Here is a 24,501-nt window from a genome sequence, read left to right as displayed (position 1 = left end):
ACGCATGTCATCCGGAGAGGCGCCCGCCCATGAGAAGGGAAATCAGCGGTCCCTGCCCATCGGTTCCAGTCTTGGCAAAGATGCGCTTGAGGTAAATGCGGACCGATCCGACCGTCAGGCCGAGTGCCTGCGCAATCTCCGCCGGTCGCGCCCCCGCCGCGAGGGCCATCGCCACGTCAGCCTCGCGAGGTGTCAGATCGTAAGCGTCGCGCAGACCCTCGGCACTCCATGCCATCGGCCGTGGCCGCCGCAGCGTGACGAGCACGCTGCGTTCATCGCGATAGCGCGGACCGGCTTCGATGGTGAGATGCGCAACGCCCACCCTTTCGGTGACGACGAGGCTGCGATCCCCGAACAGGCCGTCGCACACTGCCGCGACCGTTTCTTCGAACCGCGCCGCGAACCGGCGGTCTCTTGGCATTAGGATTCCCTTGTCGCGGAGCAACGGACCGCCACCGTCCTCCGTTATTTCGCGCGCCGGTCCGTTCAAGATCCGGATCTCCCGACGTCGATCAAGTAGCCAGCAAGGATCCGGTGTGCGGCCCGCGACATCAGCGCAGGCAGCTTTATGTGCGAACGCGGCAGAGGCACGGAGTGCCCGCGCCATGCTCTCACAGGCCGCACTGGCGTAGCGCAGTTCGGAAGCATCGAACCAGTCACGGTCGCCCAAGCAACCCAAGGTGACGTAGACCACACGCCCGTCCGGCGATTGTAGCAAATAGCCACCAGCGTGGTCGCGTACACCGCTCGGGATCCACCAGTCGGCGTGGAACCGAGTCATGCGAAGCCGTGAGAGATCGAGAATTTCGGAGCAATGGAGGAACTTGCCTGTCTGCATACGGGATACGCTTCCCATGATAGGATTGGTCTCTGGCGTTCCGAAGTCCCTTGCCATCACTTCCATCAGGTCCGGGTCGAGATAAGCGAAGCCTTCTGCCATTCCGCCCCCGGTCGCCGGATCAACGAGCGAGGCAAACGCATCACATCTTCCTAGTACATCGCACATGACCCGCGCCGCCATTTCGGGACCGGCTCCTTCCGCAACCTCCCAGGCCATTCGTTGGGTCAATGCCAAATCGTCTATGCTCGGCATGACGTATCCTTTCGGAATGCCCGTGAACGCTTAAGCTTCCACATTTCAAAACCTGTAAAAGATTTTCTTTAGAAAATCTCGCGCGGCGTTAACATGAGCGGCTAACTCTGTCCTATCGCGACTAGCTAAGTTGCGAAACGCCGATGCTGACCTTCAGGCTAGCTGCAGGATTGGTAGAAAAGGGCTCGGAGCCGCCATTCGCCGATCGCTGCTCGAACGGCCGCTCTGGCTTGGACGCCGCCTGACCGGACCTCCGATAGTTAGAGATCTCCGGTCCGGTCAGGCTCGTCGCGACATTTCGGGGCTTGCGCTCAAGACAGATGCTCCATCTCTCGATGCGGGGGCCTCGCGTCTTGGTCTGGTGGTAGGTGGGGCGGTTACTCGGCGGGGTGTTCCCGTCGGTCCTCGCGATCAAGCCGCTTCTGCGACCACCGCGACCAGTAAAGGCCGCCGAAAGAGAAGATCAGGGCCATGCCGATGAGGATGAGTTGCCCGGTCATTTGCGCGTCTCCCTGTTCAAGTCGGTTGCGTCCTTCTGCAGACCACCAAGAGCAATATAGGCATTTGCCCCCATGAGGATAGAGACGGCGAAGTAAACGATCACCCAGAACGTGATCGGAACCGTCGCATCCACCAGCGGTCGTGCGACGCCAAGCCCGAAGAAGGCGAGCCCGACAGCGTTCGAGATATTCACATAGAACTTCACCCGTTCGTTGTGGACCGCCAGGTCGTCACGCTGCCTCATGGGTCGCCTCCTTCGCCTTCGTGCCGGCTTCCGACGCCGCGATGAGAAAGTCCACGGCCCGCTGCGCGTGGGCAGCCGCGGTGAACAGGAACCGGGTGTCGGTCTTGAGGACCTGGATCCACGACGAGATGTAAGCCGCGTGATTGTCGATGTGATCGGCATAGAACCCCATACGCTGACCCATCAGCGCCTCACTTACGCATGCCACGAGCTCCTCCTTCGCATATGCCTCGTTGCCGAAGCTGGACACGCCGAAGCTGCGATCGAGTCGGTGCTTTGCCTTCGTGGCGTGAGACATCTCGTGGGTCAGGGTAGACATGAATGCGCCCGCGCTTTCGAACCGGGAAAGCGGTGGCATGTGAACCTGGTCGAGAGACGGGATGTAGCACGCGCGGTCCCCGCCGTAGCGCACGTCGATGTCGATTGCGTCGAAGAACGCTTGGGCGTCCGGGTCCATCGTTGGACCGTCGCTCGGATCACCCTCGGGCTCGGGGTGGTAGGAGGCATCCAACCCCTCGATCTGGCTGACGTGGAAGACCCGGTAGGACTTCAGGAAACGGTAGCTGCCGCCTTCGCGCCCGTCGTCCTCGCCACCGGCATCGCTGCCTTCATCGCTCTTTTCCGCGCCGCGTTTCTTGGCGGTGCCGTAGTAGACGACGATAGAGGACCGCTCTCCTTTCCGGACACTCGCGTCGAGGGCCTTCGCCTGAGCAAACGTCATCCAGTAGGGCGAGCTGTAGCCCATCATCGTCGACCGCAGGCCGAGCAGGAAGGCGTTGATGCCTTGATACCGCTCGCCGTTGTGGCGCAGGGGTACGCCGCCGCCCGCGATCTTCCACGGCTGCCGCCAGGGCATCGTGCCTCTCTCCAGTAGGGCGATGATCTCGTTGGTGATCTCCGTGGCGGGGTCGAGTTTTTGCGTGCTGGCCATCGGTCCGGGTCCTTTCTCCGGGGTGAAAATCCACCACGAAAAAAGGCCCCCTTGTATCTTTCCCGCGGGACGTCCGCCCCGCGCAGACCGTCTCCCGGGAGGTGCTGTCCTATGCCACCCTCCGGCGGGGATCGGGCCGCAGGCCCCCTGGTCTTGCAGGGCCGCGGGAAAGCAATGGCCGGTCCCCGATACGGTTTTTGGCCTGCACAGATGAGAGGGGAGTCAGCGATGTCCCGGATACAAGGAAAGGCACCGATCGAAGACGAGGATGCTACCGTCGTCGGCATCGACGTCAGCAAAGCAACGCTCGACGTTTTCATCCATCCCGCCGGTACGAAATTCAGCGTTTGCAACGACCAGCGCGGCCTTGCCGGGCTGACGAGGCGGCTTGCGCAGGTTTCTCCGTCGATCGTGGTGATGGAGGCAACCGGCCGGTATCACCGGGCGGCGTGGCTCGCGCTGCACGGCGCAGGGATCAAGGTCGCGGTGATCAATCCTTACCGCTCTCGACGCTTTGCCGACGTGATCGGACGGCTCGCCAAAACGGACACGATCGACGCCGAAGTCCTGGCGCGCTTCGGGGCCACCATACGGCCTCTGCCCAGCGAGCCGCCCTCCGAAGTCATGGCACAGATCGGCGAGATCGCCGTGGCGCGACGACAGCTCGTCGCGCAGCGGGTCATGCTTGAGCAACAGTTGTCCGAGACCACCGTGGAGATCGTCCAACGTCAGATCGAGGCGAGGCTTGCCCTGTGCCGAACACAATACGACGAACTCGAGGCTACGCTTCTCGACCTGGTCCGATCCGATGCGCACATCCGCCGGCGATATGAGATCCTGACCTCCATTCCGGGAATCGGTGCCGTCACCGCTACAACATTGCTTACTGAGATGCCGGAGATGGGCTCTGCGACCGCGGCGCAGATCGCCTCGCTTGCGGGCGTCGCACCGATGAACCGGGATTCAGGCACGATGAGGGGACGACGGATGATCCGCGGCGGGCGCGTCGCTGCACGTAACGTGCTCTACATGGCGGCCGTGGTCGCCGTCCGCTGGAACCGCGATCTTGCGGCTTTCTACGGTCGGCTCCGACAGGCAGGAAAACCTTTCAGGATTGCGATCACCGCTGCCATGCGGAAGTTGCTCCTCCTCGCGAACACACTGCTAAAGGAGGATCGAGCTTGGTCGCCGACGCCGCCGTAGAACGGAACTTTGCCGTGGTACTGAAGGTATGTCATACATGACTGAGCCATGCCTCTCCGCTTGGAGCAGCAACGAAGATGTCATAATCACTAACGCATAGCTATATTACGAAGGCGTGCAATGTCTGGAAACCAGATAGTTCTAATAGTGGTGCCACTATTAATTCCTGCGTTCTTGCTTTTCGTTTATCGTAGGGTTCGAAGTGTGAAGAAAAGTCGTCCTGAAAAGGTTCATGGCCCTCACACCCCGGGAGCAGGATACGACCGGATAGAAATCACGCGCAGCCGAGGTCAAGGAACGGCGGATGGCGGTGTCAGCTGAGGCCGTTTCGAGAACTCAGTTCAGTCAACCCGTGAGACCCTTCATCGAAAGGGCAAGAGCCAGAACTGCCTCAGCTAGGGTGGCGTGGCGCCAGAACGATCTGAGCATCGAATGAAGCCTTGATACCACGTATTCTTGATTTCCTGGCAGCGGCAAGTTCTGCTGCACGGCTATCCCGCAGGACGAGATTCCCTACTGCGCCTGCTCGGACGTTCCTTACACTACTTTTCTTGATGGCTGGCTTGGGACAAGTGGCCTCTGAACCGGGCCTACAACAACAGGAGATAGCGACGTCGCAGCGCATAGTGTTCTGCTCAGGACATCCTGACATTACGCTTGAGTATATGCGTGGAGTTTTTTCGAATTGGGAAAAAGCTCCCAAGGCCGTTGTGATAGGTACATCATTTTACGAGAGCGCCGATCCTGCAGACCTCTTCTTCTTGATCATCGAGGACGAGCTCATCGAAGAGACGCTAACTGCTTGTATTAAAAAATACCCTCCGTCCATGAAAAACGCTCTCACCGATATCGTTGAAATGATCGGACAACCGATGCCCGAATATTCGTCGATCGCTGAGTCTCTTGGTCCAATAGCCGGTACAAGCCGCTCCTTTAGCGATGGCGAATGGATCGGAAAAATCCTAGCTACTGCGTTTACTGGCGAGGATGCTCGTAGTTTGCTGAACGAATTTCTGCCTTCCCCGCGCTAAATGGGCTATCTGATTCAGCCCTATCGAGTTCCATGATGCGTTCTAAACCCTCGGTCGCTGCAGCCGGGACGAACGACAGCTTCTGCTTTACCGGCTGCCTACATCTGAGGGAATAGAATCGCCTGTTCTTGGTTTTGACGCCGCCTGACTTCAGGCCTTGCGCTTCAAGACAGATGTTCTTGTCCTCTCGGGACCGGGAGTCTCGGGATCACGCGGGCGGGGGGAGATTGCCGCCCACGCCGGCCGCGCGCAGCCGCGTCACGCGGTTCGCCAGTACCACGATGATCGAGGTCTGCGGCGCTGCGCCCCGCGCGCCCCGGTGGGGCCGCTCGAACCCGGTGGGGAAGTGATGCGGCGGACCTTTCAGGACCGCGACGACGTGTTCGAGGAGCTGCATGTCCATCTCGACCTCGATCTCGTTCACCGGGAACGCGCGCATATGGCGGGCCTCTGCGGCGTATCTCGCCGCAGAGATACGGCGGCCCTTGATCGTGAACACCATCGCCAGCCAGTTCGCGATCGTCACGAGACCGCCGGGGCGCAGGTCTCGGCGGCCTCGACCTGCCAGCGACCGAGATCGGCGTCGTAGCGGATCGTCGCGTCGGGACCGTGCTGCGTTACGAAGGTGCGATCCGCGGCCATGCGTCGGGACAGGTGCAGATCGGCCGCGCGGTGGCCGCTCGGGCGCCTGCACCATGCGCCGGCGGCGGCGCGGCAGTCGCCGCAGGGTACGGCGAGGACGGGATGCTTGTGTCGAGAGAAGTCGGGCATGAGGGCCTCCATTCTGCTTGGCGCCGCAGCGCCGGATGCGGTATGGGTGCCGCAGCCCCGCGAGGGGCTGCGGCGGGGGCTGTCGTCAGACGGTCCCGTGCTGGAGGAGGAAGGTGCGGGCGATCTGGCCACACAGGCCGCCCTTCCTCAGCAGCGCTTGAGGTAGGGCCGGCGCGCTGCGATGAAGTCATCGAAGGTTTTCAGTGTTCTCACCCCCTTTCGGAGTTGCTGGTGGGGTCCCGGTGGGGCGTCTTGATGCGCCCTTGAGCCTGCGCGGGCAGGCTCGGCCTCGGCCGAGGCTGGGTCGCCGCCCGGCCGGTCCGGTGTGTCGCAGTAGGGATCGTGGGTCGGCCTCGCCGTGGCGCACCGTCCCCGTCTCTTCCTCCCGGACACTCATCCCGAAAGAAGCCTGCTTTCCCTCTCTCGCGGGACGGGCACGGCCAGGCACACCGCTCGCGGTGAAGACGCGGCGGCACCGCTTGCCCCGGCGGATGTTCTGCTATTGTTCTCGGCTATGGGCACCCGCCGACCACGCCGCCACGAGTACGCGCCGCATTGCTTCGCCGTGCGTCTCGCGGCCGAGGCCACGGCCTACCGCTACCTGCCGCCCTATCTCGCACGGCTTCGGGGCGGGCATTACGTCCAGCCCTACAACGCCGTCACCTTCGTCTTCGTCGAGGACCTGGCCGACGCCTGCCGGCTGGTTCTGTCCTGCGTCGAGCTCCGCCTGGTCGGGGTGACGGCCGACGATTTCCCGGCCCCGCCCGCCGACATCGGCGGCGAGCATTACTCGGTCCGGCTGGTGATCGCGGTCGAGGGGAAGCGGGGCGATCCGGCGAACCGGCGGACGAGCGACGACCTCGCCGGGGTGACGCACCGCTTCGCGATGTCGAAGGGACGTCTCATCGCGGCGGGCGATCCGATCGTGCGGATGCACCTGCCGACGCTGCGCGAGGCCGTCGATCTGGTCCGGGCCTGTCCGCATCTGCGGCTCGCCGCAGACCAGTGGCGGGGGTCGTCGAGGTAGCGCGGGCCGGGGGTGCCATGCGAAGCTGCCGTTCGCTGCGTGACGCTGGAAGGTCGGCAATGCGGGACTTTCCGGTCGTTCGGCGACTTACCGATGCAACTGCAGCATGACGATGGAGTCGCTCGCAGCCGCAGCACGCAGGGTTCTGCGCCGCGGCGCAGATCACGGAAGCGGTCGTTGAAGGCTGCGCCGGACCAGGGAACCTAATCCCACCTTTCGCTGCGCCTCGTCGCAGCGCCGCCGATACGGACAAAGCGAGCTTTCTCCGCAATTGAACGAACGGACGCTCTTGGATTTCGGCCTCGCAAGCGATGTCTCCGCCTCACGCGGGATCAGCAGACGGCTTAAGATCCCAGGGGAGCAGTGAGCCAATCCTGCTCGCCGGGTGGTCAGCAGAGATGGCTTCGAGGCAGGCCTTCAGGTAGGCGTCGGGGTCGACGCGGCCGTCATCGATGAATGTCTGCTGACCGCCCCACTGGCGATGGATGTAGGTCAGCTTCTCGCCGAGGCGTGACTTGGCCGAAATTCGGAGACGTTGTGCCTGCAGCCAGGCTCCGAACTCAGCGACGAAGAGTCCGCTACGGGCGTCACGAGCGGACAGTCGTTGGTAGGCACCCATGCCACGGATCTCCGTCTCAATGCGGTAAGGCTCGGCAATCCGGTGCAGTCCCTTGGCGGCGAACTCCGGTTCGTCGCGGTCGAAGACCGCTAAAGATCCAATTACGACTGAAGTTCAGTGTTACAAATCCGTTGTTCCAAGTAACGTTACAGGGGCCCTTCTTGTCCTTGAAACCGGACGAGAAGGATACCGGATGCGGCCTCCGTTTCGTGCCCCCCTCATCCGGAGCGCGAGACTTCCAACTGATAGCTGCGCTCGCGCTCTGGCCATGTGCTCTTGATGTAGTCGAGAACGGCACGGATCTCCGCATCGCTCAGTACGTCTGCGAAGCCGGGCATGTCGCTCTCGTACCCGCCCCCCACGATGGCGGCGGTGCCTTCCTTGACGATGCGGAACAGGACCTCGTCGGGATGGTGCCATGTGTGGCCGCTTTCGTCGTGCGGCGGTGCGGGCAACCGGCCGGACGGAAGCGGCGAGCGCCAGTCCGGCTGGCCCTCCAGGTCCGCGCCGTGGCAGGCGGCGCACTGATCCGCATAGATCTGGCGTCCTTGCGCGATGATGTCCGCCGACGCCACGGCGGTGGATGCGGTACCGGCATAACGCCAGCCGGCAAAGACCGCGAGGATCACACCTCCGACGACCAGACCGATCCCGACAGTATTTCGGAGAGCTTTTTTCAAGACGTCTGTCCCCGATCACTGCGGAATAACATTCGCGTTTGGTCGAGACCACGTTGTGCCAGCGGCGAGGCGCCTGCGACAATGGACATTCTCGTGAGCAATGCCTATCTTTGCAGCATGCTCGCACGTGTCGTCACCATGCTTGCCATACTCGCGATCACCGTGGTGACGACGGTGACCTCCGCGCATGCGACACGCATGAGCATGAATTCCGGTGTGGATCACTCGATGCATGTCGCCGATATGATGCACGCTCCGGCCATTGCGGGCCTCGACTGTGACGCTGGAGAGCAGTGTGGATCGGCCGATGCCGAGATGTGCGAGTTCGTCTGCGCAGGCCTCTCGGCCTTTCTGACGTCGGCAGGCGGCGAAGCCGGGCACGCCCACGGCGCCGCAAGTCATGACGTCGCGTCCGAGGCAATCCACGTCAGCCGTGCGCCGGGACTGAACGAACGCCCTCCCAAACTCCGTCTCCTCTGAGCGCGCCCGGGCCGACGCCCGCGGCGTCCCATCGGTATTGATGAACGGGACATAAGTCCCGAGGAGACGACAATGAACACGCTTTCAAGACGCGGCTTTCTTGCCGCAAGTGCGGCCGCCATTGGCGCTGCACAGATGCCCCGCATCGCCTTTGCGCAGGCGGTGGCACCGATCAGCCTCTCCGCTGCGACGCGCACGCTCGACATCGACGGTCGCGCTGCCACGGTCTTCGGGCTTGCCGGCCCCGGCGGTCAGGGACTGATCCTCGACCCCGGCCAGAGGTTCCGGGTCGATCTGACCAACGATCTCGATGTCGGCACCATCATCCACTGGCACGGCCAGATCCCGCCAAATGCGCAGGACGGCGTGCCGGACATGCCGATGCCCCTTCTCGCCCCCGGTGAGACCCGATCCTACGACTTCGAGGCGCTGCCGGGCACCCACTGGATGCACAGCCATGTGCCGACGCAGGAGATGCAGTTGCTCGCCGCGCCGCTGATCGTGCGCTCCCAGGAGGATCTGACCGCCGACCGGCAGGAGGTCGTGATGTTCCTGCATGATTTCTCCTTCAAGACCCCCGAAGAGGTTCTGGCCGAGATCAACGGGGGCCATGACGTCGGGCACGGCGCAGGCCATGGCGCCGGCGCAGTGCCCGATCAGGGCGCTCCCATGGGAGGCATGGGGGCGATGCAAGGCATGGATCACGGCGCCGTGGGCGGCATGCCGATGGGGAACACGCCCGGAATGGGCGGGATGATGGGCATGGGCGGCCGGATGGGCGGCATGGCCATGGACCTGAACGACTATGACTGGGACGCCTATCTCGCCAATGACCGGACCCTGTCGGACCCGGAGGTGGTCCAGGTCGAGCGCGGTGGCCGTATCCGGCTTCGGGTCATCAACGCCGCTGCGGCGACGGTGTTCTGGATCGACACCGGGGCGGCCGCGGCGCGGCTCGTCGCAGTAGACGGCCATGCGGTGCACGCCCTGCCGGGCAGCCGGTTCGGCCTGGCGATGGGCCAGCGGCTGGACATCGAGATCGACCTGCCGAACGAAAGTGGCGCCTGGCCGATCCTTGCACTGCGCGAAGGCGCGCGGGAGCGCACCGGCCTTATCCTCGCCACGCAGGGTGCCGAGGTTCGGTGCCTCGATGCCATGGCGGAGACCGCGGCACCCGCGTTCGACACCGATCTTGCGCAGGAGGCGCGCCTCATCGCGCTGGACGCCCTGCCGGTTCGACCCGTGGACCGCAGCCAGATGCTGATGCTGGGCGGCTCGATGCAGCCCTATGTCTGGACGATCAATGGGGCCGTCTGGGGCCAGCATCAGCCAGTCGCCGTGCGCAGGGGCGAACGGGTCGTGCTGTCGTTCCACAACATGTCGATGATGGCCCACCCGATGCATCTGCACGGGCATGTGTTCCAGGTCGTCGGCCTGAACGGACGGCGTGTCGCCGGTGCGCTGCGCGACACGGTTCACGTGCCGCCGATGTCGATGGTCGACGTGGCGCTCGACGCGGGCGAAGCCGCGCGCTGGATGCTGCATTGCCATCACATGCCGCACCTTGCGACCGGCATGATGACCGAGTTCGCGGTCACGGCGTCGGTCTGATCCGGGCGGGGCGTCCGGACAGGGCGCCCCGACGTCCCGCCACCGATCCTGTGCTGTCCTGCCCCATGTTGTCGTGAGAGCCGGTCAATAGGCGCACCTTGCGGGTGAAAATCAGGAGAATGAGATGATGAACTGGAACGACATGGGCTCTGGAATGGGTTTCGGAATGGGGTTTGGCTGGCTTTTCGGCCTGCTGATCCTCGTGCTGGTGGTTTTGGCCATAGCGGCACTGATCAAATACCTTCGGAAATGAGAAAAAAGACTTGGAAATGACCTACACGATCAATCGAATGATCGCCGACGCGGGTATCGACGACATCGACGCTCGCACACGAAAGGCGCTGGCGGATCATGGCTTTGGTGTCCTGACAGAGATCGACGTCAAGGCGACCATGAAAAAGAAGTTGGATGTCGAGATGCCGGCCTATCGCATCCTCGGCGCCTGCAACCCCAAGATGGCGCATCAGGCCATCGGGATCGAGCCGCGTGTTGGCGCGATGCTGCCCTGCAACGTCATCCTGCGCGAGGTGGACGGTGGCGTCGAGGTCAGCGCTATCGATCCTGTGGCATCGATGCAGGCGATCGAGAACGCCGAACTGATGGCCGGGGCGGGCGAGGTGCGCGCCCTCCTGGCGAAAGCCGTCGCGGCGATCTGAGATGAGCCTGCGCGCCGCCATCCTCACGGGCCTTGCGATCCTCGGGATCGGACTGCTCGCTGTCTGGCAGTTCGCGCCTTCGGTATTCGCCGAGGCGCGCGACCTTCTGGAGCCCGAGCGTCTGGAAATGCTGGTGGCGCGCGCCGGTCTCTGGGGGCCGGTCCTGATCGTCACGTTCATGACCTTTGCGGTCGTGGCCAGCCCCATTCCGAGCGCGCCGATCGCGCTGGCGGCCGGAGCGGCCTACGGGCATGTCTGGGGCACGGTGCAGGTCGTGATGGGCGCGGAACTCGGAGCACTGATCGCCTTTGGGCTGGCGCGGGTTCTGGGGCATGACGCTCTGCGGCGGGTGTTCGGCGCCCGCGTCGATGCCGGGCTGCTCGGCTCGCAGAACGCTCTGACGGCGACGGTCTTTGCCAGCCGCCTGATGCCCTTCGTGTCCTTCGACATGATCAGCTACGCGGCCGGACTGAGCCAATTGCACGCCTGGCGTTTCGCCGTCGCAACACTGGCGGGGATCATACCGGCAAGCTTCCTGCTGGCGCATTTCGGCGGTGAGGCGGTGAGCGGAGACCTCGGGCGCGCGACATGGGCGGTGCTCGGACTCGGGTTTCTGACGGGGTTGCCGCTGCTCTGGGTGGCGCTGCGGCAAAAGCCTGAAAAGGAAGATCCATGACGAAAAGCGACTACGAGAAGAACAGCATCACCCTTCCTGGTGCGGTAGCCATGGGCACCGGCGTGATGATCGGCGCGGGCATCTTCGCGCTGACCGGCCAGATCGCCGAACTCGCCGGGCCTCTCTTCCCGCTCTCGTTCGTCGTCGGCGCCATCGTGACCGCCTTCAGCGCCTACACTTATATCAAGATGTCGAACGCATACCCGTCTGCGGGCGGCATCGGGATGATCCTGAAGAAAGCCTACGGACCGACGACGGTCGCGGCGGGCGCAGCTCTCCTGATGGCGCTGTCGATGGTCATCAACGAAAGCCTCGTCGCTCGCACCTTCGGAACCTACACCCTGCGAGCCTTCGGCGGCGATCCGGACAGCATTCTCGTGCCGGTCCTCGGCGTGGGGCTGATCGTCTTCGCCTATCTCGTGAACGTCTCTGGCAACCGGTCGGTCGGGCTGCTGTCCATTATCATGGCCATTCTCAAGGTGGGCGGCATTGCGCTGTTCGGGGCGGCCGGTCTGTGGGCCAGCGGCATCTCGTTCGAAGCGTCGGGCGGAGATTTTCGTGCGGGTGGGTTCGTGGCGTCGGTCGCGTTGTCCATTCTCGCCTTCAAGGGGTTCACGACCATCACCAACAGCGGCGCCGAGGTGACCAATCCGCATCTGAACGTGGGCCGGGCCATAGTCCTGTCCATCGCCATCTGCGTCGTCGTCTACCTGCTGGTCGCATTCGCGGTCGGCTCCAGCCTGCCGCTCGATCGCATCGTGGCGGCGAAGGACTCTGCGCTGGCCGAAGCGGCCCAGCCCTCCCTCGGTCAGACCGGCTTCTACCTGACCGTGGCGCTGGCGTTGGTGGCCACGGCCTCAGGTCTGATCGCCAGCGTGTTCGCGGTCTCGCGGATGCTGGCGATGCTGACCGACATGAAAATGATCCCGCACAGCCATTTCGGGATGCCGGGCACGATCAAGGACCACACGCTCGTCTACACGGTCGTGATCGCAGGCTCCCTAACGGTATTCTTCGATCTCAGCCGCATCGCCTCGCTCGGGGCCTTCTTCTACCTGGTGATGGACATGATTATCCACTTCGGCGTGTTCCGGCATCTGCGTGAGAAAATCGGCGCGCGGGGCTGGGTGTTGGTGACGGCCATCGCACTTGATGCCGTGGTGCTGGCCGCATTCGCCGCGATTAAGTGGCAGTCCGACCCCCTCATTGTCGTCCTGGGCGCGCTCGGCATGGCGCTGGTGTTCCTGTTTGTCGGGATCTTCCTCGCACGCAATCCCGCCACGGAAGACGCTCACGACCATCACTAAAAAGGGCTTGAGCTTCCAACGGCTGGATGCCGCAAGCTGAAACAAGAGTTCGAAAGGCTGGCAGACCATGGAGCACGAGCATCATCACGCGGCGCCCGACATTCCGGCGGGGGCGAATACCGCAAAGGACCCGGTCTGCGGGATGACGGTCGCGGTCAAACCGGACGGGCGTCACGCCGAGTTCCAGGGCGAGACCTTTCATTTCTGCTCGGATAAGTGCCAGACGAAGTTCAAGGCGGATCCGTGGTTCTACGCTTCGGGCCGGGCCGCCCGGCAGAAGAAGGCGGCTCCGGCCAACGTCCAGTACACCTGCCCGATGCATCCGGAGATCGTTCGCGATGCGCCGGGGTCCTGCCCGATCTGCGGCATGGCGCTGGAGCCGATGGTCCCCTCGGACGAACCCAGCGAGGAGTTGACCGACTTCACGCGTCGGATGTGGATTTCGGCGGCGGCGGCGGTGCCGCTCATAATCCTGACGATGGGTGAACTGGTCGCGCTGCCGGTGCGCGACTGGATCGGGCATCAGACCGCAAGTTATCTCGAGTTCGTGCTGGCAACGCCGATCATCCTCTGGGCCGCCTTGCCTTTCTTCCGGCGCGGCTGGGACTCCATTGTGAACCGCAGCCCAAACATGTGGACGCTGATCAGCATCGGCGTGGCGGCGGCCTACCTTTACTCGCTCGTCGCGACGTTCCTGCCGGGGGTGTTTCCGGAACAGTACCGGATGGGCCACGGCGTCGGCACCTATTTCGAGGCGGCGGTGGTGATCGTCGCGTTGGTCTTCGTGGGCCAGGTGCTGGAACTCCGAGCGCGAGAACGCACCGGGGATGCGATCCGCGCGCTTCTGGATCTGGCGCCGAAGACCGCGCGGCGCATCCTGCCGGACGGCACTGAATACGATGCGCCGCTGGAGAACATCATGGAGGGCGACCGGCTGCGCGTCCGTCCCGGCGACGCGGTTCCGGTCGATGGTGTCGTGATCGAGGGCCGATCATCCCTGGACGAGAGCATGCTGACCGGCGAGTCGATGCCAGTGGAGAAGGGCCCGGGCGACACTGTGACCGGGGCCACGATCAACAAGAACGGCTCTCTGGTGATCGAGGCGGGCAAGGTCGGGTCCGATACCGTGCTGGCGCAGATCGTCGCGATGGTGTCGAACGCGCGGCGCTCGCGCGCGCCGATCCAGGGTCTGGCTGACCGGGTGTCGGCGGTCTTCGTTCCAACCGTTGTCGCCATCGCCATCATAGCCTTCATCGTCTGGACGATCTTCGGCCCAGAGCCCGCGCTCGTCTTCGCCATCGCTTCGGCTGTGTCGGTGCTGATCATCGCCTGCCCATGCGCCCTGGGGCTGGCGACACCGATCTCCATCACCACGGCGGCGGGACGCGGGGCGCAGGCGGGCGTGCTGATCAAGGACGCCGAGGCGCTGGAACGCATGGCAGGAGTCGATACGCTCATCGTCGACAAGACCGGCACGCTGACCATGGGCAAGCCGAAGCTGACCGATACGGTTGCGCTCGGGGACGTCACCGAGACCGACCTGTTGTCGCTGGCCGCAGCGCTGGAGCGTGGCTCCGAACACCCGCTGGCTGAGGCGATTGTCGAGGGAGCCGAGGCGCAGGGTGCGCCGCGTCAGGAGGCCACGGACTTCGACGCCGTCACTGGCAAGGGCGTACAGGGCCGGGTCGGTGGGCGCGCGGTGGCGCTCGGCAACGCTGCGATGATGCGGGAGATGGGGCTCGACACCGCGCAGGCCGAGTCAAAGGCCGACACCCTGCGCGCCGAGGGCAAGACGGCGATGTTCATCGCACTCGATGGCGCGCTCGTCGGCATCGTGGCGGTCGCCGACCCGATCAAGGACAGTACCGCGCAGGCCATTCGAGAACTTCACGCCCAGGGGCTGCGGGTGATCATGGCGACGGGCGACAACGAGCGCACCGCGCAGGCCGTGGCGGACAAGCTCGGGATCGACGAAGTACGCGCGGGCATCCTGCCCGAGGCGAAGAAGGACCTGATCGACCAGCTGCGCCGAGAGGGCCACAAGATCGCGATGGCCGGCGACGGGGTGAACGACGCGCCGGCACTGGCCGCCGCCGATGTCGGCATCGCCATGGGCACGGGCGCGGATGTGGCGATGGAAAGCGCCGGCATTACCCTGCTGGGCGGCGACCTGATGGGCATAGTCCGGGCGCGCAAGCTGGCCCGCGCCACCCTGCGCAACATCAAGCAGAACCTGTTCTTCGCCTTCGCCTACAACGCCCTTGGCGTCCCCATCGCAGCAGGACTGCTCTACCCCGTGACCGGCCTGCTGCTCTCGCCGATGATCGCGGCGGCGGCGATGAGCCTGTCGTCGGTCTCGGTGATCACCAACGCCCTGCGGCTGCGCCGGATCGATCTTTGACCCGACAGCACACCACACCAATCAGAAAGGAAACCCAAATGAGGCTCGATACTATTTCTCGCCGAAAGACCCTCGTCGGAGCGACGGCACTATTGGCTGCATCGCCCCTCAGTGCCTTGGCGCAAGGCACCGAACCGGCGATCCACGTGATGAAGGACCCCAACTGCAGCTGCTGCTCAGCATGGATCGAGATCCTCGAAAACGACGGCTTCGTCGTCACGACGGAGGCGAGCGCCGGGACGCTTCTGATGCGCTACAAGCTCGACAACGGCATCGCGCAGGAGATGGCTTCCTGCCATACGGGCCGCGTGGATGGCTACATGATCGAAGGCCACGTGCCTGTTGCCGACATTCGCCGTCTTCTGGAGGAACGCCTTGACGCTATTGGCCTCGCAGTGCCGGGTATGCCCTATGGTTCGCCCGGGATGGGGCCGGAACGTGAGCGCGAGGCCTACGACGTGTTCCTCATCCGAGGCGATGGATCGACCGAAGTTTTCACCAGCTACGCTGCTGCGTGACCTTGAAGCTGCGATTCCGCTTCTAATCAAGGACGATAACACAGGCGCGTCTGCTCCCGCATCACCGCGTAGTCGCTCAGCACCTCCTTGATCGCCGATCTCTCGGGCAGCAGAGACAAGTGCCCAGCCGCCCTCGCCTGAAACTCCTGGCTTTACACACCCCGAGGCCGCCCAGGTCAGAAGCACCCCCGGCGTTGGACAGCCGAAGCAGGTCTGGGCGATCCGCGCGGCTCGAACTATCGGAGAATCTGCGCGATCTCACGTTGTTCAACTTGGCCATCAACAGCAAGCTTCGCGGTCATGACCCCGTCCAGATCTCAATACTCGCTGACTGATATCATTGTTCTTCCTTGGCATTGGCCAATTGTCTCTGCTGTGGCGCCAGCTCGCTGGCTGCCTCATGTTGGCTGAGGAACACCTCGCCGGTCAGTTCGTCGAGGAAATGGCTGCGCTTGAGCCGGTCCATCACCGGGCCCTTCACCTCACTCAGGTGCAACCGGATGCCGGCGTCCCTGAGTCTCGTGTTGATCGCCTCGAGCGATTCCAGCGCCGACAGGTCGATTTCGTTCACTGCCGCGAACATCAGCACCACGTCGGTGAGCTCCGGCTTGTCAGCGGCCAAAGCTGCCAGTTGGTCTTCGAGATAGCGAGCATTCGGAAAATAGAGGCTCTCGTCCAATCGCAGCGACAGCACGTGCGGCTGGGTCTCAACCTCGTGGCGCAGCACGTTGCGGAAATGCTCGGTCCCCGGCACCCGGCCCACCACCGCCATGTGCGGGCGTGAGGTCTTATAGAGATGCACAAGGACCGACGTGACGACACCCGCCGTCACTCCGACCTCGACGCCCAGGAGGAGCGTCAGCAGGATCGTGACCGAGACGGCGGCGAAATCGGCCCGGCTGAAGTTCCAGGCGCGTTTCAGGATCGAGAAATCCACGAGGCTCAGAACAGCGACGATGATTGTCGCGGCCAAGGTCGCCTTGGGCAGGGAGTGGATCAACCGCGTGAGAAACAGCGCAGCGAGCGCCAGCCCCGCGGCGGTGAACGCCCCGGCGGCGGGTGTCTCCGCGCCGGCGTCATAGTTGACCACCGAACGCGAGAAGCCCCCGGTGACCGGAAAGCCTCCGGTGAAGGCCGCGCCGATGTTCGCGGCGCCGAGGCCGATCAGCTCCTGATCCGGGTCGATGCGCTGGCGCTTCTTGGCCGCCAGCGTCTGCGCGACCGAGATGCTTTCGACGAAGCCGATGATCGAGATCAGCAGCGCGGGCACGAAGAGTTGTGAGAGCAGATCGGGCGAGAATGACGGGAGCGTCAGCGGCGGAAGGCTTTGGGGCACCTCGCCGACAATGGCCACGCCACGCTCGCTCAGATCAAAGACCCAGACCGCGAGAGTGGTGGCGACGATGGCCAGAACGGGTCCGGTCTTGGCACCGATATCGGCCATGCGCGGCCCCAGCCCGAGGCGGCGGAGCAATGGCTTCAGCCCTCTGCGAACCCAAAACAGGAAAGCTGTGGCCGAGACTCCGATGACCACGGTCACGAGGTTGGTCTCGCCCAGATGCGTAAACATGCCGGCGAGGATCTCGATCAGCGTGTGGCCCTCGCCCTGGATGCCCAGGATGTGGCGCAGCTGGCTCGCCGCGATCAGGATGCCGCTCGCGGTGATGAAGCCCGCGATCACCGGGTGCGACAGGAAGTTGGCGAGAAAGCCCAGGCGGAACAGCCCCAGTGCCAGTAGCAAGGCGCCGGACAGGAAGGCCAACGTCAGCGCGGCGGCCACATAGCCCGCCGTGCCGCTGGCCGCGACATTGCCCACCGCGGCCGCCGTCATCAGCGAAACGACCGCGACGGGGCCCACTGCCAGCGCGCGGGAGGTTCCGAAGACTGCGTAGAGCACGATCGGCGCGATCGAGGCGTAGATCCCGGCCTCCGGCGGCATGCCTGCCAGAAGTGCGTAGGCCAGCGATTGCGGGATCAGCATGATCGTGACGATCACCGCGGCGACCATGTCGCCGGTGAAGGTCGACCGGTCGTAGCGCCGTCCCCAGTCGAGGATCGGCAGGTAGCGCGACAGCGGAGGAAGGGTCATTCCGGAGCGATCCGACTTGTATGGATTGGAAGGATGGGCGGCCCGCGACTGATCACCGGGCCGCCCATCGAATTAGTCGAAACGGTTCACCGGCAGCTTCAGGTAGTGGTTGCCGTCATTCTCGGCCGGGGGCAGCCGCCCGCCGCGCAGGTTGATCTGCAACGCGGCGAGGATGCGGTTCGGCAGCGCCAACGTCTTGTCGCGTGCCTGTCGGCGCTCGATGAAGGCTTCGCGCTCCGTGCCGTCCTTCACATGGATGTTGTGCGCCTTGTGCTCGTCCACCGTGGCCTCCCACATCGGCTCTTTTCGCTCCTTCGTGCCATAATCGTGGCCCACATTCAGGCGCGTGTTGCCGGGCAGCGCGAGGATGGCCTGGATCGAGTCCCACAGCTCAGTGGTCTTGCCGCCGGGGAAGTCCGAACGCGAGGTGCCGGCGTCGGGATGCATCAGCGTGTCGTGCACGAAGGCCGCGTCGCCGCAGACATAGGTGATCGAGCCCAGCGTGTGACCGGGTGACAGCATCACCCGCGCTTCGAGATCGCCAATCCGAAAGGTCTCGCTATCCGCGAACAGGTGATCGAAGTCGCGGTCGGGCACGAAGGCGCCGGGCAAGTTGTAGATCTCTTCCCACAGCCTTGCGATGTCGTGGACCTTCTGGCCAATTGCGTTCGGAGCGCCCGTGCGCTCCTTGAGATGTGCCGAGGCCATGACGTGGTCTGCGTGGGGGTGGGTATCCAGCACCCACTGCACTGTCAGGTCGTTGTCGCGCACGATGTCGAGCACCTGATCCATGCTCTCAGTCGAGAAGCGGTAATTCTTGTGATCGAAGTTCCAAGCCACGTCGATCAACGCTGCCTGACGCGTCTTCGGATCGGCACAGATGTACTGGATTGAACCGGTATCGGGCTCGTAAATGCCCCAGACGTCGGGGCTGCCTTCGCCGGTCGAGGGCGAATGGCGGACAACGCGGCTCTTCAGGGGATCGGTCATTGCGTAGCTCCTTTGCGGAAAGGCAGGGAGAGGTCGGGTGTGTGCCGGGCCAGCCACATGCCGGCCAGCATGAAGGGGAAAAAGACCAGCGTGCCGGTCGCCGCGATCGGCAGCGCGGTCAGCGCCGGGCCGGGGCAGAATCCGCCAAGGCCCCAGCCGATGCCGAACAGCACCGCGCCAGACAACAGCCTCGGATCGATATCGGTCCGGTTCGGGAGACGGAACTCGGTGTCGAAGAAGGGGCGCGAGCGGCTGCGGGTGAGCCACGCGAAGCCTGGCGCGGTCACCGCGATGGCACCGCCCATGACGAAGGCGAGGCTCGGGTCCCAGGTGCCGAACACATCGAGGAAGTTCAGAACCTTGGCCGGGTTAGCCATTCCCGAGAGGATCAGGCCGAAGCCAAAGATCAGGCCGGAGAGAAGCGCGAAGAACTGTTTCATCTCAGCCTCCGATCAGGTGACGTGTGACGAGGACTGTGACGACGGCCGCTGTCATAAAGGTCGCGGTGGCGGCGACCGAGCGAAGCGAGCCGCGGCTGATGCCACAGACGCCGTGGCCCGAGGTGCAGCCATTGCCATATGTCGCGCCGAAGCCCACGAGGAGGCCCGCAACCGCCATCAGGGCGGGGTTCGACGGCACCCATTGCTGCGGCCATTCGCCGGAGGTCAGCAGCCAGATCGGCGCAGCCAGAAGCAGGCCCAGGACGAACAGGGCCGAGACGCCGCGTGCCTCGCTGTCGGTGGAGCGCGCGAAGACGCGCGAGGTGAGGCCGCTGATGCCGGCGATGCGGCCGTTCGTGGCCATCAGCAGCACCGCCGAGGCCCCGATCAACAGGCCGCCGCCAAGCGACAGCCAAGGGGTGAATGAGGTTTCCATCTTGCGACTCCGTGATACGACGACCTGCGCCGTCGGGCTTGATCTGTCTCAGAATTCCTATATATTATTACTTCCTAATATTCAATAGGTCTAAAATGCAAACCACTGACTTCCTCGAGGGGGATATCCCACGGGCGGCAGCGCTGATGGAGATGCTGGCCTCTGAGGCGCGCTTGCAGATCCTGTGTCGGTTGCTCGATGGCGAGCGTTCGGTGGGCGAGCTGGCGCAAGCCTGCGGCATGTCGCAGTCGTCGATGTCGCAACAGCTCAAACGCCTGAAGGACGCCGGCCTGATCGAGGGACGGCGCGACCGGCAGACAATCTATTACGGTGTGAAGGGACGAGAGGTCGCAGCCGTGCTGGAAACGCTGCACGGGCTCTATTGCGCCCGCGAGGCGGACTAAGCAGCACAGGCCGGTACACTCGCCCGAGAATTCCGACCTTCGCCTTACGTTCGGCGTCGTCCTTCACGAACGGGCCGATCTTTTCCTGCGAAAGGCGGAGGCCCCGTTTCAGTCCCAGAGCCACAGCGGCTCTGTCGTCCAGACCGCTCCGCCGACCGCGTAGTGCAGCGGCGTGGGCTCGGCAGGTCTCAAGAGCGCGGCGTAAGTTCTCCGCTACTGAGCATGGGTTACCGGCTCGCGCCGGAACAAGCTGAACTGGAAGGACTGGCTCGCACCACCCGGTGTCGCATGCAGGTGATGACGCTGGTTCACGAGAGTGAACTCGGACCCCAGGCATACAGCCAGCGTGTCCGGGCTGTATCGGACCACCGGCAGACCGCTGCATTTCTCGGGACCGTCGAGAGCGAATGTCGCGAGCATCGCCCACCCTCCGTTCGGGACCGCAGCCTTCAGGGCCGCGAGATAGGCCGCTCGATCCCGCGGATCGGTCAGAAAGTGAAACGTGGCCCGGTCGTGCCAGAAGGTATAATGTCGTTCAGGTTGCCATCGGGTGATGTCGGCAGCGATCCACTGAACTTGTTCGGCGGCAGCGCCGAGACGCTTCCCCGAGACGTGAAGCGCCATCTCTGAGAGATCGAGCACGGTCAGGTCTGTGAAGCCGCGATCGAGCAGAGCATCCACCAGGTTCGAGGCCCCGCCGCCGATGTCGACGATCGCCGCATCGCGGTTTACCCCTGCCCTCTCGATCATTTTGAGAGAGACGGAGGGGGTGTCCTGATACCAGCTGACTTCGGCTTCGTCTTTCGTCGCGTAGACGCGTTCCCAATGATCGTTCCGCTCACCGGTCATTATGGCCTCCAGAGTTCTGCGCGAACCTATCATCTTGCGCAGCTGACACACCGCGTGAATGTCCGAAGTGTTCGCTGCTGCGCCGCGTGGATCTGCGCCGCAACGCAGCTGCGGTTCTACTGCGAGCAGCAGCGCAGCAAGGATTTGGCACTTCTGCAATGGGCTCGAAGCAGGCGTTCGCCGCGGCCAGGACGAACGGCCACTTTCGCTTCGACGCCGCCCGACCGGACCTCCGATAGTTGGAGGTCTCCGGTCCGGTCAGGCTCATCGCGTCGTTTCGAACTTGCGCTTCAAGACAGATGCTTTCCCTCTCGCGCAGCGCCACATGCGCCCACCACGCCCGGGTCTCGGCGCGCAGGCGGCGGAGTATCCAAGCGTTCATGCTCCCGCCTCCGCCGAGGATGGCACCGGCTCGCCCGCCAGGATCGCCTTCAGCTCGGCCAGCGCCTCGGCGTCGCCTTGGTCGCAGAGGGCATGGATGCGCTCGGCATGGGTCTCGACGCGCTGACGGACGTCCTTGAGCGCCTTCGGACAATAGCGGTCGAGCGGGACGACGCAGATGTAGCCCACCCCGCGCTGCGGCTCGCCGATGCCGATCTTGTAGGTCTTGAAGACCGAGCCCTCCTCATGCTCGTAGACGGTCGAGCGGAAGAAGATGCCCTTCGGCTTGGTGCTGTAGTCGAAGTAGTTGATCCCGCCGCGGTCGTAGTGGACGTCGAGTTCGCGGATATGCGTGGGCGAGATGCGCTTGGCGTGGACGAGGCGTTTCTGGGCCATGACAGGCTCCTTTCGGTGGGGTTTCAGTCCACGCGAAAAGGAGCCCCCTCGACCCTTTCGGGCGGGAGGCTCCGGCAGGCCGGGCGGCTCATTCGTAGTGCGGCGGGATCTCCGGAAAGACGCGCGGCGCGGTATGCTCGAACACGCAGGCCGCGTAGCGCCCGCCCGTGTAGGCCATCGAGCCGATGTCGCGCTTGCCCCTCTGGAGACGGTTCATCAGCCGGTTGGCGCGGGCGGCGAGGGTGTAGGCGGCGTCGGCCGACGGCACGACCTTGAGAACGCGGCAGAGCGCGCCGTGGTCGTACCACCAGCCACCTTCTTCCGGGCCGCCATATGTGCGGTCCATCTCGTAGAGGGCGACGACGTGTCGGATGCGGTCTGGCATGAGGGGGTATCCTTTCCGGTCAGCTCGGGCCTGAACGAAAAGAAGCCCCCACTCCCTCTCGGGCGGGGGCTTCGGGCCGGGGCTGGCCCGGTCTAGTGGATCGTGCCGGCCTCCGCGTCCTCCGCGTCGCCGTCGCCGAACACCGCCGTCCATTCCTCGGCGGTGATGCCCGTCATCACGAACTCGTGGTCCGCGTCGGAGAGATGCGGCGCCGCGTCTTGGATCAGCTCGCCGTCTTCCCACACCGCGAGCTGCGCCGGCGTCAGGTCGATCTCGCGGGTGCGTTCCGTGCCCGTCAGCTTGGAGGTGCGGGTGATCATCATGGTGTCGTCCTTTCCGTTCGGTCCAAATCCAAACGAAAAGAAGCCCCCTTCATCTCTCGATGCGGGGGCCTCGCGTCTTGGTCTGGTGGTAGGCGGGGCGGTTACTCGGCGGGTCGCCTGCGCCGGTCTTCGCGCTCGAGTTGTGCCCGCGACCACCGGGCATAGAGTGCGCCCGCAATGCCGAGAGCCAGGCCGCCGCCTACGATGATGATCGTCTCGATGGTCATTTGTCGATCTCCACTTGGCTGACAATGTAATGGGCAAGGCCGTGCAAGGCCAGCGCGCCGACAAGATAGATCAGGCTGTTCAGGTCCAAGCTGACGGTGGCATCGACGATCGGGCGGACGACACCGAGCGCAATGAACGCGAGGCCGATGGCGTTAATGCTGGACCCGAGCAGCTTGACGCGTTCGTTGTGGCCACCGACCGGATCACGCTGCCTCATGGATCGCCCCCTTCGCCTTCGTGCCGGCTTCCGATGCAGCGACGAGAAAGTCTACTGCCCGTTGCGCGTGGGCAGCCGCGGTGAACAGGAACCGGGTATCGGTCTTGAGGACCTGGATCCACGACGAGATGTAAGCCGCGTGATTGTCGATATGATCGGCATAGAAACCCATGCGCTGACCCATCAGCGCCTCACTTACGCATGCCACGAGCTCCTCCTTCGCGTAAGCCTCGTTGCCGAAGCTGGAAACGCCGAAGCTGCGATCAAGCCGGTGCTTCGCCTTCGTGGCGTGAGACATCTCATGGGTCAGGGTAGACATGAATGCGCCCGCGCTTTCGAATCGATCCAGCGGCGGCATGTGAACCTGGTCGAGAGACGGGATGTAGCACGCGCGGTCCCCGCCGTAGCGCACGTCGATGTCGATTGCGTCGAAGAACGCTTGGGCGTCCGGGTCCATCGTTGGACCGTCGCTCGGATCACCCTCGGGCTCGGGGTGGTAGGAGGCATCCAACCCCTCGATCTGGCTGACGTGGAAGACCCGGTAGGACTTCAGGAAACGGTAGCTGCCGCCTTCGCGCCCGTCGTCCTCGCCACCGGCATCGCTGCCTTCATCGCTCTTTTCCGCGCCGCGTTTCTTGGCGGTGCCATAGTACACGACGATGGAAGACCTCTCCCCGCGGCGGACACTCGCATCGAGGGATTTCGCCTGAGCGAACGTCATCCAGTAGGGCGAGCTGTAGCCCATCATCGTCGCGCGCAGGCCAAGCAGGAAGGCATTGATACCCTGGTAGCGTTCGCCGTTGTGGCGCAGCGGCACACCGCCGCCCGCGATCCGCCACGGTTGCCGCCACGGCATCGTGCCCTTCTCCAATAGGGCGATGATCTCGTTCGTCACTTCCGTGGCGACATCGAGTTTCTGCGTGGTGGCCATCGGTCCGGGTCCTTTCTCCGGGGTGAAAATCCACCACGAAAAAAGGCCCCCTTTGTCCTCTCGGGACCGGGAGTCTCGGGATCACGCGGGCGGGGGGAGATTGCCGCCCACGCCCGCCGCGCGCAGCCGCGTCATGCGGTTCTTCAGCGCCACGATGATCGGGGTCTGCGGTGCCGCGCCCCGTGCGCCCCGGTGGGGCTGCTCGAAGCCGGTGCGATAATGATGCGGCGGGCCCTTCAGGAGCGCGACGATCCCCTCGAGAAGCTGCACGTCCATCTCGACGTCAATCTCGCCCACCGGGAACGCCCGCATATGCCGGGCCTCGGCGGCGTACTTCGCGGCCGACAGTCGGCGCCGGTCGATTGCGTAGGCCAGCTCCAGCCAGTCCATGATCGTCCTGATATGGCGAGGACGGATGCTTGTTCGGGTGAAGTCGGGCATGATCTGCCTCCAGGTCTCTTGGCGCCAGCGCGCCGGATGGGATAGAGGTGCCGTAGCCCCGCGAGGGGCTACGGCGGGGGCTGTCGTCAGACGGTCCCGTGCTGAAGGAGGAAGGCGCGGGCGATCTTGGTGGACAGGCCGCCCTTCCTCAGCAGCGCCCAGGCTTCGGGCCGGCGCGCTGCGATGAAGTCATCGAAGGTCTTCGTTGGTCTCACCCCCTTTCGGAGTTGCTGGTGGGGTCC

The 24,501-nt window shown here is 64.2% G+C and carries 32 protein-coding genes and 1 pseudogene; 13 read left to right on the top strand and 20 right to left on the bottom strand.

Translation table 11 applies throughout. From position 1 onward, the window contains the following. Positions 1-7 precede the first annotated feature (7 nt). From Q1A87_RS14920 to Q1A87_RS14905, 4 genes are all read right to left on the bottom strand, one after another. Positions 8-1,093: a helix-turn-helix transcriptional regulator gene (locus Q1A87_RS14920; RefSeq protein ID WP_299652816.1), complete on the bottom strand. Its 1,086-nt coding sequence runs from the start codon at positions 1,091-1,093 to the stop codon at positions 8-10. Positions 1,094-1,470: 377 nt separating this feature from the next. Then, complete coding sequence (locus tag Q1A87_RS14915; RefSeq protein ID WP_299652813.1) at positions 1,471-1,593, bottom strand: hypothetical protein; 123 nt, start codon at positions 1,591-1,593, stop codon at positions 1,471-1,473. Continuing rightward, on the bottom strand, positions 1,590-1,838 hold the full coding sequence (locus tag Q1A87_RS14910) for a hypothetical protein (RefSeq protein WP_299652810.1): 249 nt from the start codon (positions 1,836-1,838) through the stop codon (positions 1,590-1,592). Before Q1A87_RS14910 ends, Q1A87_RS14915 begins: the two co-directional genes overlap by 4 nt. After that, positions 1,825-2,769: a zincin-like metallopeptidase domain-containing protein gene (locus Q1A87_RS14905; RefSeq protein WP_299652807.1), complete on the bottom strand. Its 945-nt coding sequence runs from the start codon at positions 2,767-2,769 to the stop codon at positions 1,825-1,827. The genes Q1A87_RS14910 and Q1A87_RS14905 overlap by 14 nt, the downstream gene beginning before the upstream one ends. A 174-nt stretch (positions 2,770-2,943) precedes the next feature. Here Q1A87_RS14905 and Q1A87_RS14900 point away from each other — a divergent pair, with 174 nt between their 5' ends. Both Q1A87_RS14900 and Q1A87_RS14895 read left to right on the top strand, forming a co-directional pair. After that, positions 2,944-3,972 (top strand): IS110 family transposase, encoded by a 1,029-nt coding sequence (locus Q1A87_RS14900; protein WP_299652804.1) that lies wholly within the window; start codon positions 2,944-2,946, stop codon positions 3,970-3,972. A 440-nt stretch (positions 3,973-4,412) separates the two neighbouring features. Further along, complete coding sequence (locus Q1A87_RS14895) at positions 4,413-5,003, top strand: hypothetical protein (protein ID WP_299652801.1); 591 nt, start codon at positions 4,413-4,415, stop codon at positions 5,001-5,003. A 208-nt stretch (positions 5,004-5,211) separates the two neighbouring features. On the opposite strand, the gene Q1A87_RS14890 is transcribed toward Q1A87_RS14895, so the two are convergent. Together Q1A87_RS14890 and Q1A87_RS14885 are read right to left on the bottom strand one after the other, a co-directional pair. Further along, positions 5,212-5,529 (bottom strand): hypothetical protein, encoded by a 318-nt coding sequence (locus Q1A87_RS14890; RefSeq protein ID WP_299652798.1) that lies wholly within the window; start codon positions 5,527-5,529, stop codon positions 5,212-5,214. Continuing rightward, the gene (locus Q1A87_RS14885) at positions 5,526-5,774 is read right to left on the bottom strand and encodes a hypothetical protein (protein ID WP_299652795.1); all 249 of its coding nucleotides are present in this window, start codon (positions 5,772-5,774) and stop codon (positions 5,526-5,528) included. Before Q1A87_RS14885 ends, Q1A87_RS14890 begins: the two co-directional genes overlap by 4 nt. Positions 5,775-6,276: 502 nt before the next feature. On the opposite strand from Q1A87_RS14885, the gene Q1A87_RS14880 reads away from it, so the two are divergent. Continuing rightward, positions 6,277-6,801 carry a hypothetical protein gene (locus Q1A87_RS14880; RefSeq protein ID WP_299652792.1) on the top strand — a complete coding sequence of 175 codons (525 nt, stop codon included), beginning with the start codon at positions 6,277-6,279 and terminating at the stop codon, positions 6,799-6,801. Positions 6,802-7,123: 322 nt separating this feature from the next. Here Q1A87_RS14880 and Q1A87_RS14875 read toward each other — a convergent pair whose 3' ends face one another. Beyond that, on the bottom strand, positions 7,124-7,522 hold the full coding sequence (locus Q1A87_RS14875) for a transposase (RefSeq protein WP_299652903.1): 399 nt from the start codon (positions 7,520-7,522) through the stop codon (positions 7,124-7,126). Positions 7,523-7,638: 116 nt separating this feature from the next. Next, a complete protein-coding gene (locus Q1A87_RS14870; RefSeq protein WP_299652901.1) occupies positions 7,639-8,046 on the bottom strand; it encodes a cytochrome c in 408 nt (135 codons plus the stop codon). Positions 8,047-8,181: 135 nt separating this feature from the next. Here Q1A87_RS14870 and Q1A87_RS14865 point away from each other — a divergent pair, with 135 nt between their 5' ends. The 9 genes and pseudogenes from Q1A87_RS14865 to Q1A87_RS14825 form a co-directional block, all read left to right on the top strand. Then, the gene (locus Q1A87_RS14865; RefSeq protein ID WP_299652789.1) at positions 8,182-8,580 is read left to right on the top strand and encodes a hypothetical protein; all 399 of its coding nucleotides are present in this window, start codon (positions 8,182-8,184) and stop codon (positions 8,578-8,580) included. A 72-nt stretch (positions 8,581-8,652) separates the two neighbouring features. Further along, entirely contained in the window at positions 8,653-10,191 is a 1,539-nt protein-coding gene (locus tag Q1A87_RS14860; protein ID WP_299652786.1) for a multicopper oxidase domain-containing protein, read from the top strand. Between the two features lie 124 nt (positions 10,192-10,315). Then, the gene (locus Q1A87_RS14855; protein ID WP_281272860.1) at positions 10,316-10,444 is read left to right on the top strand and encodes a hypothetical protein; all 129 of its coding nucleotides are present in this window, start codon (positions 10,316-10,318) and stop codon (positions 10,442-10,444) included. 16 nt (positions 10,445-10,460) lie between these two features. Then, positions 10,461-10,847, top strand: coding sequence for a DUF302 domain-containing protein (locus Q1A87_RS14850; RefSeq protein ID WP_299652780.1), 387 nt, complete (start codon positions 10,461-10,463; stop codon positions 10,845-10,847). 1 nt (position 10,848) lies between these two features. Further along, the gene (locus Q1A87_RS14845) at positions 10,849-11,523 is read left to right on the top strand and encodes a VTT domain-containing protein (RefSeq protein WP_299652777.1); all 675 of its coding nucleotides are present in this window, start codon (positions 10,849-10,851) and stop codon (positions 11,521-11,523) included. Then, entirely contained in the window at positions 11,520-12,830 is a 1,311-nt protein-coding gene (locus Q1A87_RS14840; RefSeq protein WP_299652774.1) for an APC family permease, read from the top strand. Before Q1A87_RS14845 ends, Q1A87_RS14840 begins: the two co-directional genes overlap by 4 nt. A gap of 67 nt (positions 12,831-12,897) precedes the next feature. Further along, positions 12,898-15,231 (top strand): heavy metal translocating P-type ATPase, encoded by a 2,334-nt coding sequence (locus Q1A87_RS14835; protein ID WP_299652771.1) that lies wholly within the window; start codon positions 12,898-12,900, stop codon positions 15,229-15,231. A 38-nt stretch (positions 15,232-15,269) separates the two neighbouring features. Then, on the top strand, positions 15,270-15,749 hold the full coding sequence (locus tag Q1A87_RS14830; protein ID WP_299652768.1) for a DUF411 domain-containing protein: 480 nt from the start codon (positions 15,270-15,272) through the stop codon (positions 15,747-15,749). A 220-nt stretch (positions 15,750-15,969) separates the two neighbouring features. Then, positions 15,970-16,072 (top strand): annotated as a pseudogene (locus Q1A87_RS14825) (integrase); the annotation flags it as partial. Between the two features lie 14 nt (positions 16,073-16,086). On the opposite strand, the gene sulP reads toward Q1A87_RS14825, so the two are convergent. The 4 genes from sulP to Q1A87_RS14805 form a co-directional block, all read right to left on the bottom strand. Continuing rightward, a complete protein-coding gene (gene sulP / locus Q1A87_RS14820) occupies positions 16,087-17,838 on the bottom strand; it encodes a sulfate permease (protein ID WP_299652765.1) in 1,752 nt (583 codons plus the stop codon). Between the two features lie 72 nt (positions 17,839-17,910). Further along, entirely contained in the window at positions 17,911-18,828 is a 918-nt protein-coding gene (locus Q1A87_RS14815) for an MBL fold metallo-hydrolase (protein ID WP_299652762.1), read from the bottom strand. Beyond that, on the bottom strand, positions 18,825-19,268 hold the full coding sequence (locus Q1A87_RS14810) for a YeeE/YedE family protein (RefSeq protein WP_299652759.1): 444 nt from the start codon (positions 19,266-19,268) through the stop codon (positions 18,825-18,827). The genes Q1A87_RS14815 and Q1A87_RS14810 overlap by 4 nt, the downstream gene beginning before the upstream one ends. A gap of 1 nt (position 19,269) precedes the next feature. After that, positions 19,270-19,704 (bottom strand): YeeE/YedE thiosulfate transporter family protein, encoded by a 435-nt coding sequence (locus tag Q1A87_RS14805; protein WP_299652756.1) that lies wholly within the window; start codon positions 19,702-19,704, stop codon positions 19,270-19,272. Positions 19,705-19,850: 146 nt separating this feature from the next. Here Q1A87_RS14805 and Q1A87_RS14800 point away from each other — a divergent pair, with 146 nt between their 5' ends. Further along, the gene (locus tag Q1A87_RS14800) at positions 19,851-20,108 is read left to right on the top strand and encodes a metalloregulator ArsR/SmtB family transcription factor (RefSeq protein ID WP_299652753.1); all 258 of its coding nucleotides are present in this window, start codon (positions 19,851-19,853) and stop codon (positions 20,106-20,108) included. A 213-nt stretch (positions 20,109-20,321) separates the two neighbouring features. On the opposite strand, the gene Q1A87_RS14795 is transcribed toward Q1A87_RS14800, so the two are convergent. The 8 genes from Q1A87_RS14795 to Q1A87_RS14760 all read right to left on the bottom strand — a co-directional run bounded on the left by Q1A87_RS14795 (position 20,322) and on the right by Q1A87_RS14760 (position 24,259). Continuing rightward, complete coding sequence (locus tag Q1A87_RS14795; protein WP_299652751.1) at positions 20,322-20,957, bottom strand: class I SAM-dependent methyltransferase; 636 nt, start codon at positions 20,955-20,957, stop codon at positions 20,322-20,324. A 378-nt stretch (positions 20,958-21,335) separates the two neighbouring features. Beyond that, a complete protein-coding gene (locus Q1A87_RS14790) occupies positions 21,336-21,734 on the bottom strand; it encodes a hypothetical protein (protein ID WP_299652748.1) in 399 nt (132 codons plus the stop codon). A gap of 88 nt (positions 21,735-21,822) precedes the next feature. After that, positions 21,823-22,119: a hypothetical protein gene (locus tag Q1A87_RS14785; RefSeq protein ID WP_299652745.1), complete on the bottom strand. Its 297-nt coding sequence runs from the start codon at positions 22,117-22,119 to the stop codon at positions 21,823-21,825. Positions 22,120-22,211: 92 nt separating this feature from the next. Next, a complete protein-coding gene (locus Q1A87_RS14780; protein ID WP_299652742.1) occupies positions 22,212-22,442 on the bottom strand; it encodes a hypothetical protein in 231 nt (76 codons plus the stop codon). Between the two features lie 101 nt (positions 22,443-22,543). Next, positions 22,544-22,669 carry a hypothetical protein gene (locus tag Q1A87_RS14775; protein WP_299652739.1) on the bottom strand — a complete coding sequence of 42 codons (126 nt, stop codon included), beginning with the start codon at positions 22,667-22,669 and terminating at the stop codon, positions 22,544-22,546. Continuing rightward, complete coding sequence (locus tag Q1A87_RS14770) at positions 22,666-22,887, bottom strand: hypothetical protein (RefSeq protein ID WP_299652737.1); 222 nt, start codon at positions 22,885-22,887, stop codon at positions 22,666-22,668. Before Q1A87_RS14770 ends, Q1A87_RS14775 begins: the two co-directional genes overlap by 4 nt. Continuing rightward, entirely contained in the window at positions 22,874-23,818 is a 945-nt protein-coding gene (locus tag Q1A87_RS14765) for a zincin-like metallopeptidase domain-containing protein (RefSeq protein ID WP_299652734.1), read from the bottom strand. Before Q1A87_RS14765 ends, Q1A87_RS14770 begins: the two co-directional genes overlap by 14 nt. Positions 23,819-23,899: 81 nt before the next feature. After that, on the bottom strand, positions 23,900-24,259 hold the full coding sequence (locus Q1A87_RS14760; protein WP_299652731.1) for a hypothetical protein: 360 nt from the start codon (positions 24,257-24,259) through the stop codon (positions 23,900-23,902). Positions 24,260-24,501: the final 242 nt, after the last annotated feature.

Origin of the sequence: uncultured Jannaschia sp. (assembly GCF_947494055.1) — a bacterium.
Lineage (GTDB): Bacteria > Pseudomonadota > Alphaproteobacteria > Rhodobacterales > Rhodobacteraceae > Jannaschia.
This window is presented reverse-complemented; position numbering and strand designations above follow the sequence as displayed.

Excerpts from the sequence above, each read along its gene's own strand:
- Q1A87_RS14920 (WP_299652816.1), bottom strand. The coding sequence starts at position 1,093 with ATGCCGAGCATAGACGATTTGGCATTGACCCAACGAATGGCCTGGGAG.
- Q1A87_RS14915 (WP_299652813.1), bottom strand. The coding sequence starts at position 1,593 with ATGACCGGGCAACTCATCCTCATCGGCATGGCCCTGATCTTCTCTTTC.
- Q1A87_RS14910 (WP_299652810.1), bottom strand. The coding sequence starts at position 1,838 with ATGAGGCAGCGTGACGACCTGGCGGTCCACAACGAACGGGTGAAGTTC.
- Q1A87_RS14905 (WP_299652807.1), bottom strand. The coding sequence starts at position 2,769 with ATGGCCAGCACGCAAAAACTCGACCCCGCCACGGAGATCACCAACGAG.
- Q1A87_RS14900 (WP_299652804.1), top strand. The coding sequence starts at position 2,944 with ATGGCCGGTCCCCGATACGGTTTTTGGCCTGCACAGATGAGAGGGGAG.
- Q1A87_RS14885 (WP_299652795.1), bottom strand. The coding sequence starts at position 5,774 with ATGCCCGACTTCTCTCGACACAAGCATCCCGTCCTCGCCGTACCCTGC.
- Q1A87_RS14865 (WP_299652789.1), top strand. The coding sequence starts at position 8,182 with ATGGACATTCTCGTGAGCAATGCCTATCTTTGCAGCATGCTCGCACGT.
- Q1A87_RS14860 (WP_299652786.1), top strand. The coding sequence starts at position 8,653 with ATGAACACGCTTTCAAGACGCGGCTTTCTTGCCGCAAGTGCGGCCGCC.
- Q1A87_RS14855 (WP_281272860.1), top strand. The coding sequence starts at position 10,316 with ATGATGAACTGGAACGACATGGGCTCTGGAATGGGTTTCGGAATGGGG.
- Q1A87_RS14850 (WP_299652780.1), top strand. The coding sequence starts at position 10,461 with ATGACCTACACGATCAATCGAATGATCGCCGACGCGGGTATCGACGAC.
- Q1A87_RS14845 (WP_299652777.1), top strand. The coding sequence starts at position 10,849 with ATGAGCCTGCGCGCCGCCATCCTCACGGGCCTTGCGATCCTCGGGATC.
- Q1A87_RS14840 (WP_299652774.1), top strand. The coding sequence starts at position 11,520 with ATGACGAAAAGCGACTACGAGAAGAACAGCATCACCCTTCCTGGTGCG.
- Q1A87_RS14835 (WP_299652771.1), top strand. The coding sequence starts at position 12,898 with ATGGAGCACGAGCATCATCACGCGGCGCCCGACATTCCGGCGGGGGCG.
- Q1A87_RS14830 (WP_299652768.1), top strand. The coding sequence starts at position 15,270 with ATGAGGCTCGATACTATTTCTCGCCGAAAGACCCTCGTCGGAGCGACG.
- sulP (WP_299652765.1), bottom strand. The coding sequence starts at position 17,838 with ATGACCCTTCCTCCGCTGTCGCGCTACCTGCCGATCCTCGACTGGGGA.
- Q1A87_RS14815 (WP_299652762.1), bottom strand. The coding sequence starts at position 18,828 with ATGACCGATCCCCTGAAGAGCCGCGTTGTCCGCCATTCGCCCTCGACC.
- Q1A87_RS14810 (WP_299652759.1), bottom strand. The coding sequence starts at position 19,268 with ATGAAACAGTTCTTCGCGCTTCTCTCCGGCCTGATCTTTGGCTTCGGC.
- Q1A87_RS14805 (WP_299652756.1), bottom strand. The coding sequence starts at position 19,704 with ATGGAAACCTCATTCACCCCTTGGCTGTCGCTTGGCGGCGGCCTGTTG.
- Q1A87_RS14800 (WP_299652753.1), top strand. The coding sequence starts at position 19,851 with ATGGAGATGCTGGCCTCTGAGGCGCGCTTGCAGATCCTGTGTCGGTTG.
- Q1A87_RS14795 (WP_299652751.1), bottom strand. The coding sequence starts at position 20,957 with ATGACCGGTGAGCGGAACGATCATTGGGAACGCGTCTACGCGACGAAA.
- Q1A87_RS14790 (WP_299652748.1), bottom strand. The coding sequence starts at position 21,734 with ATGGCCCAGAAACGCCTCGTCCACGCCAAGCGCATCTCGCCCACGCAT.
- Q1A87_RS14785 (WP_299652745.1), bottom strand. The coding sequence starts at position 22,119 with ATGCCAGACCGCATCCGACACGTCGTCGCCCTCTACGAGATGGACCGC.
- Q1A87_RS14780 (WP_299652742.1), bottom strand. The coding sequence starts at position 22,442 with ATGATGATCACCCGCACCTCCAAGCTGACGGGCACGGAACGCACCCGC.
- Q1A87_RS14775 (WP_299652739.1), bottom strand. The coding sequence starts at position 22,669 with ATGACCATCGAGACGATCATCATCGTAGGCGGCGGCCTGGCTCTCGGC.
- Q1A87_RS14770 (WP_299652737.1), bottom strand. The coding sequence starts at position 22,887 with ATGAGGCAGCGTGATCCGGTCGGTGGCCACAACGAACGCGTCAAGCTG.
- Q1A87_RS14765 (WP_299652734.1), bottom strand. The coding sequence starts at position 23,818 with ATGGCCACCACGCAGAAACTCGATGTCGCCACGGAAGTGACGAACGAG.
- Q1A87_RS14760 (WP_299652731.1), bottom strand. The coding sequence starts at position 24,259 with ATGCCCGACTTCACCCGAACAAGCATCCGTCCTCGCCATATCAGGACG.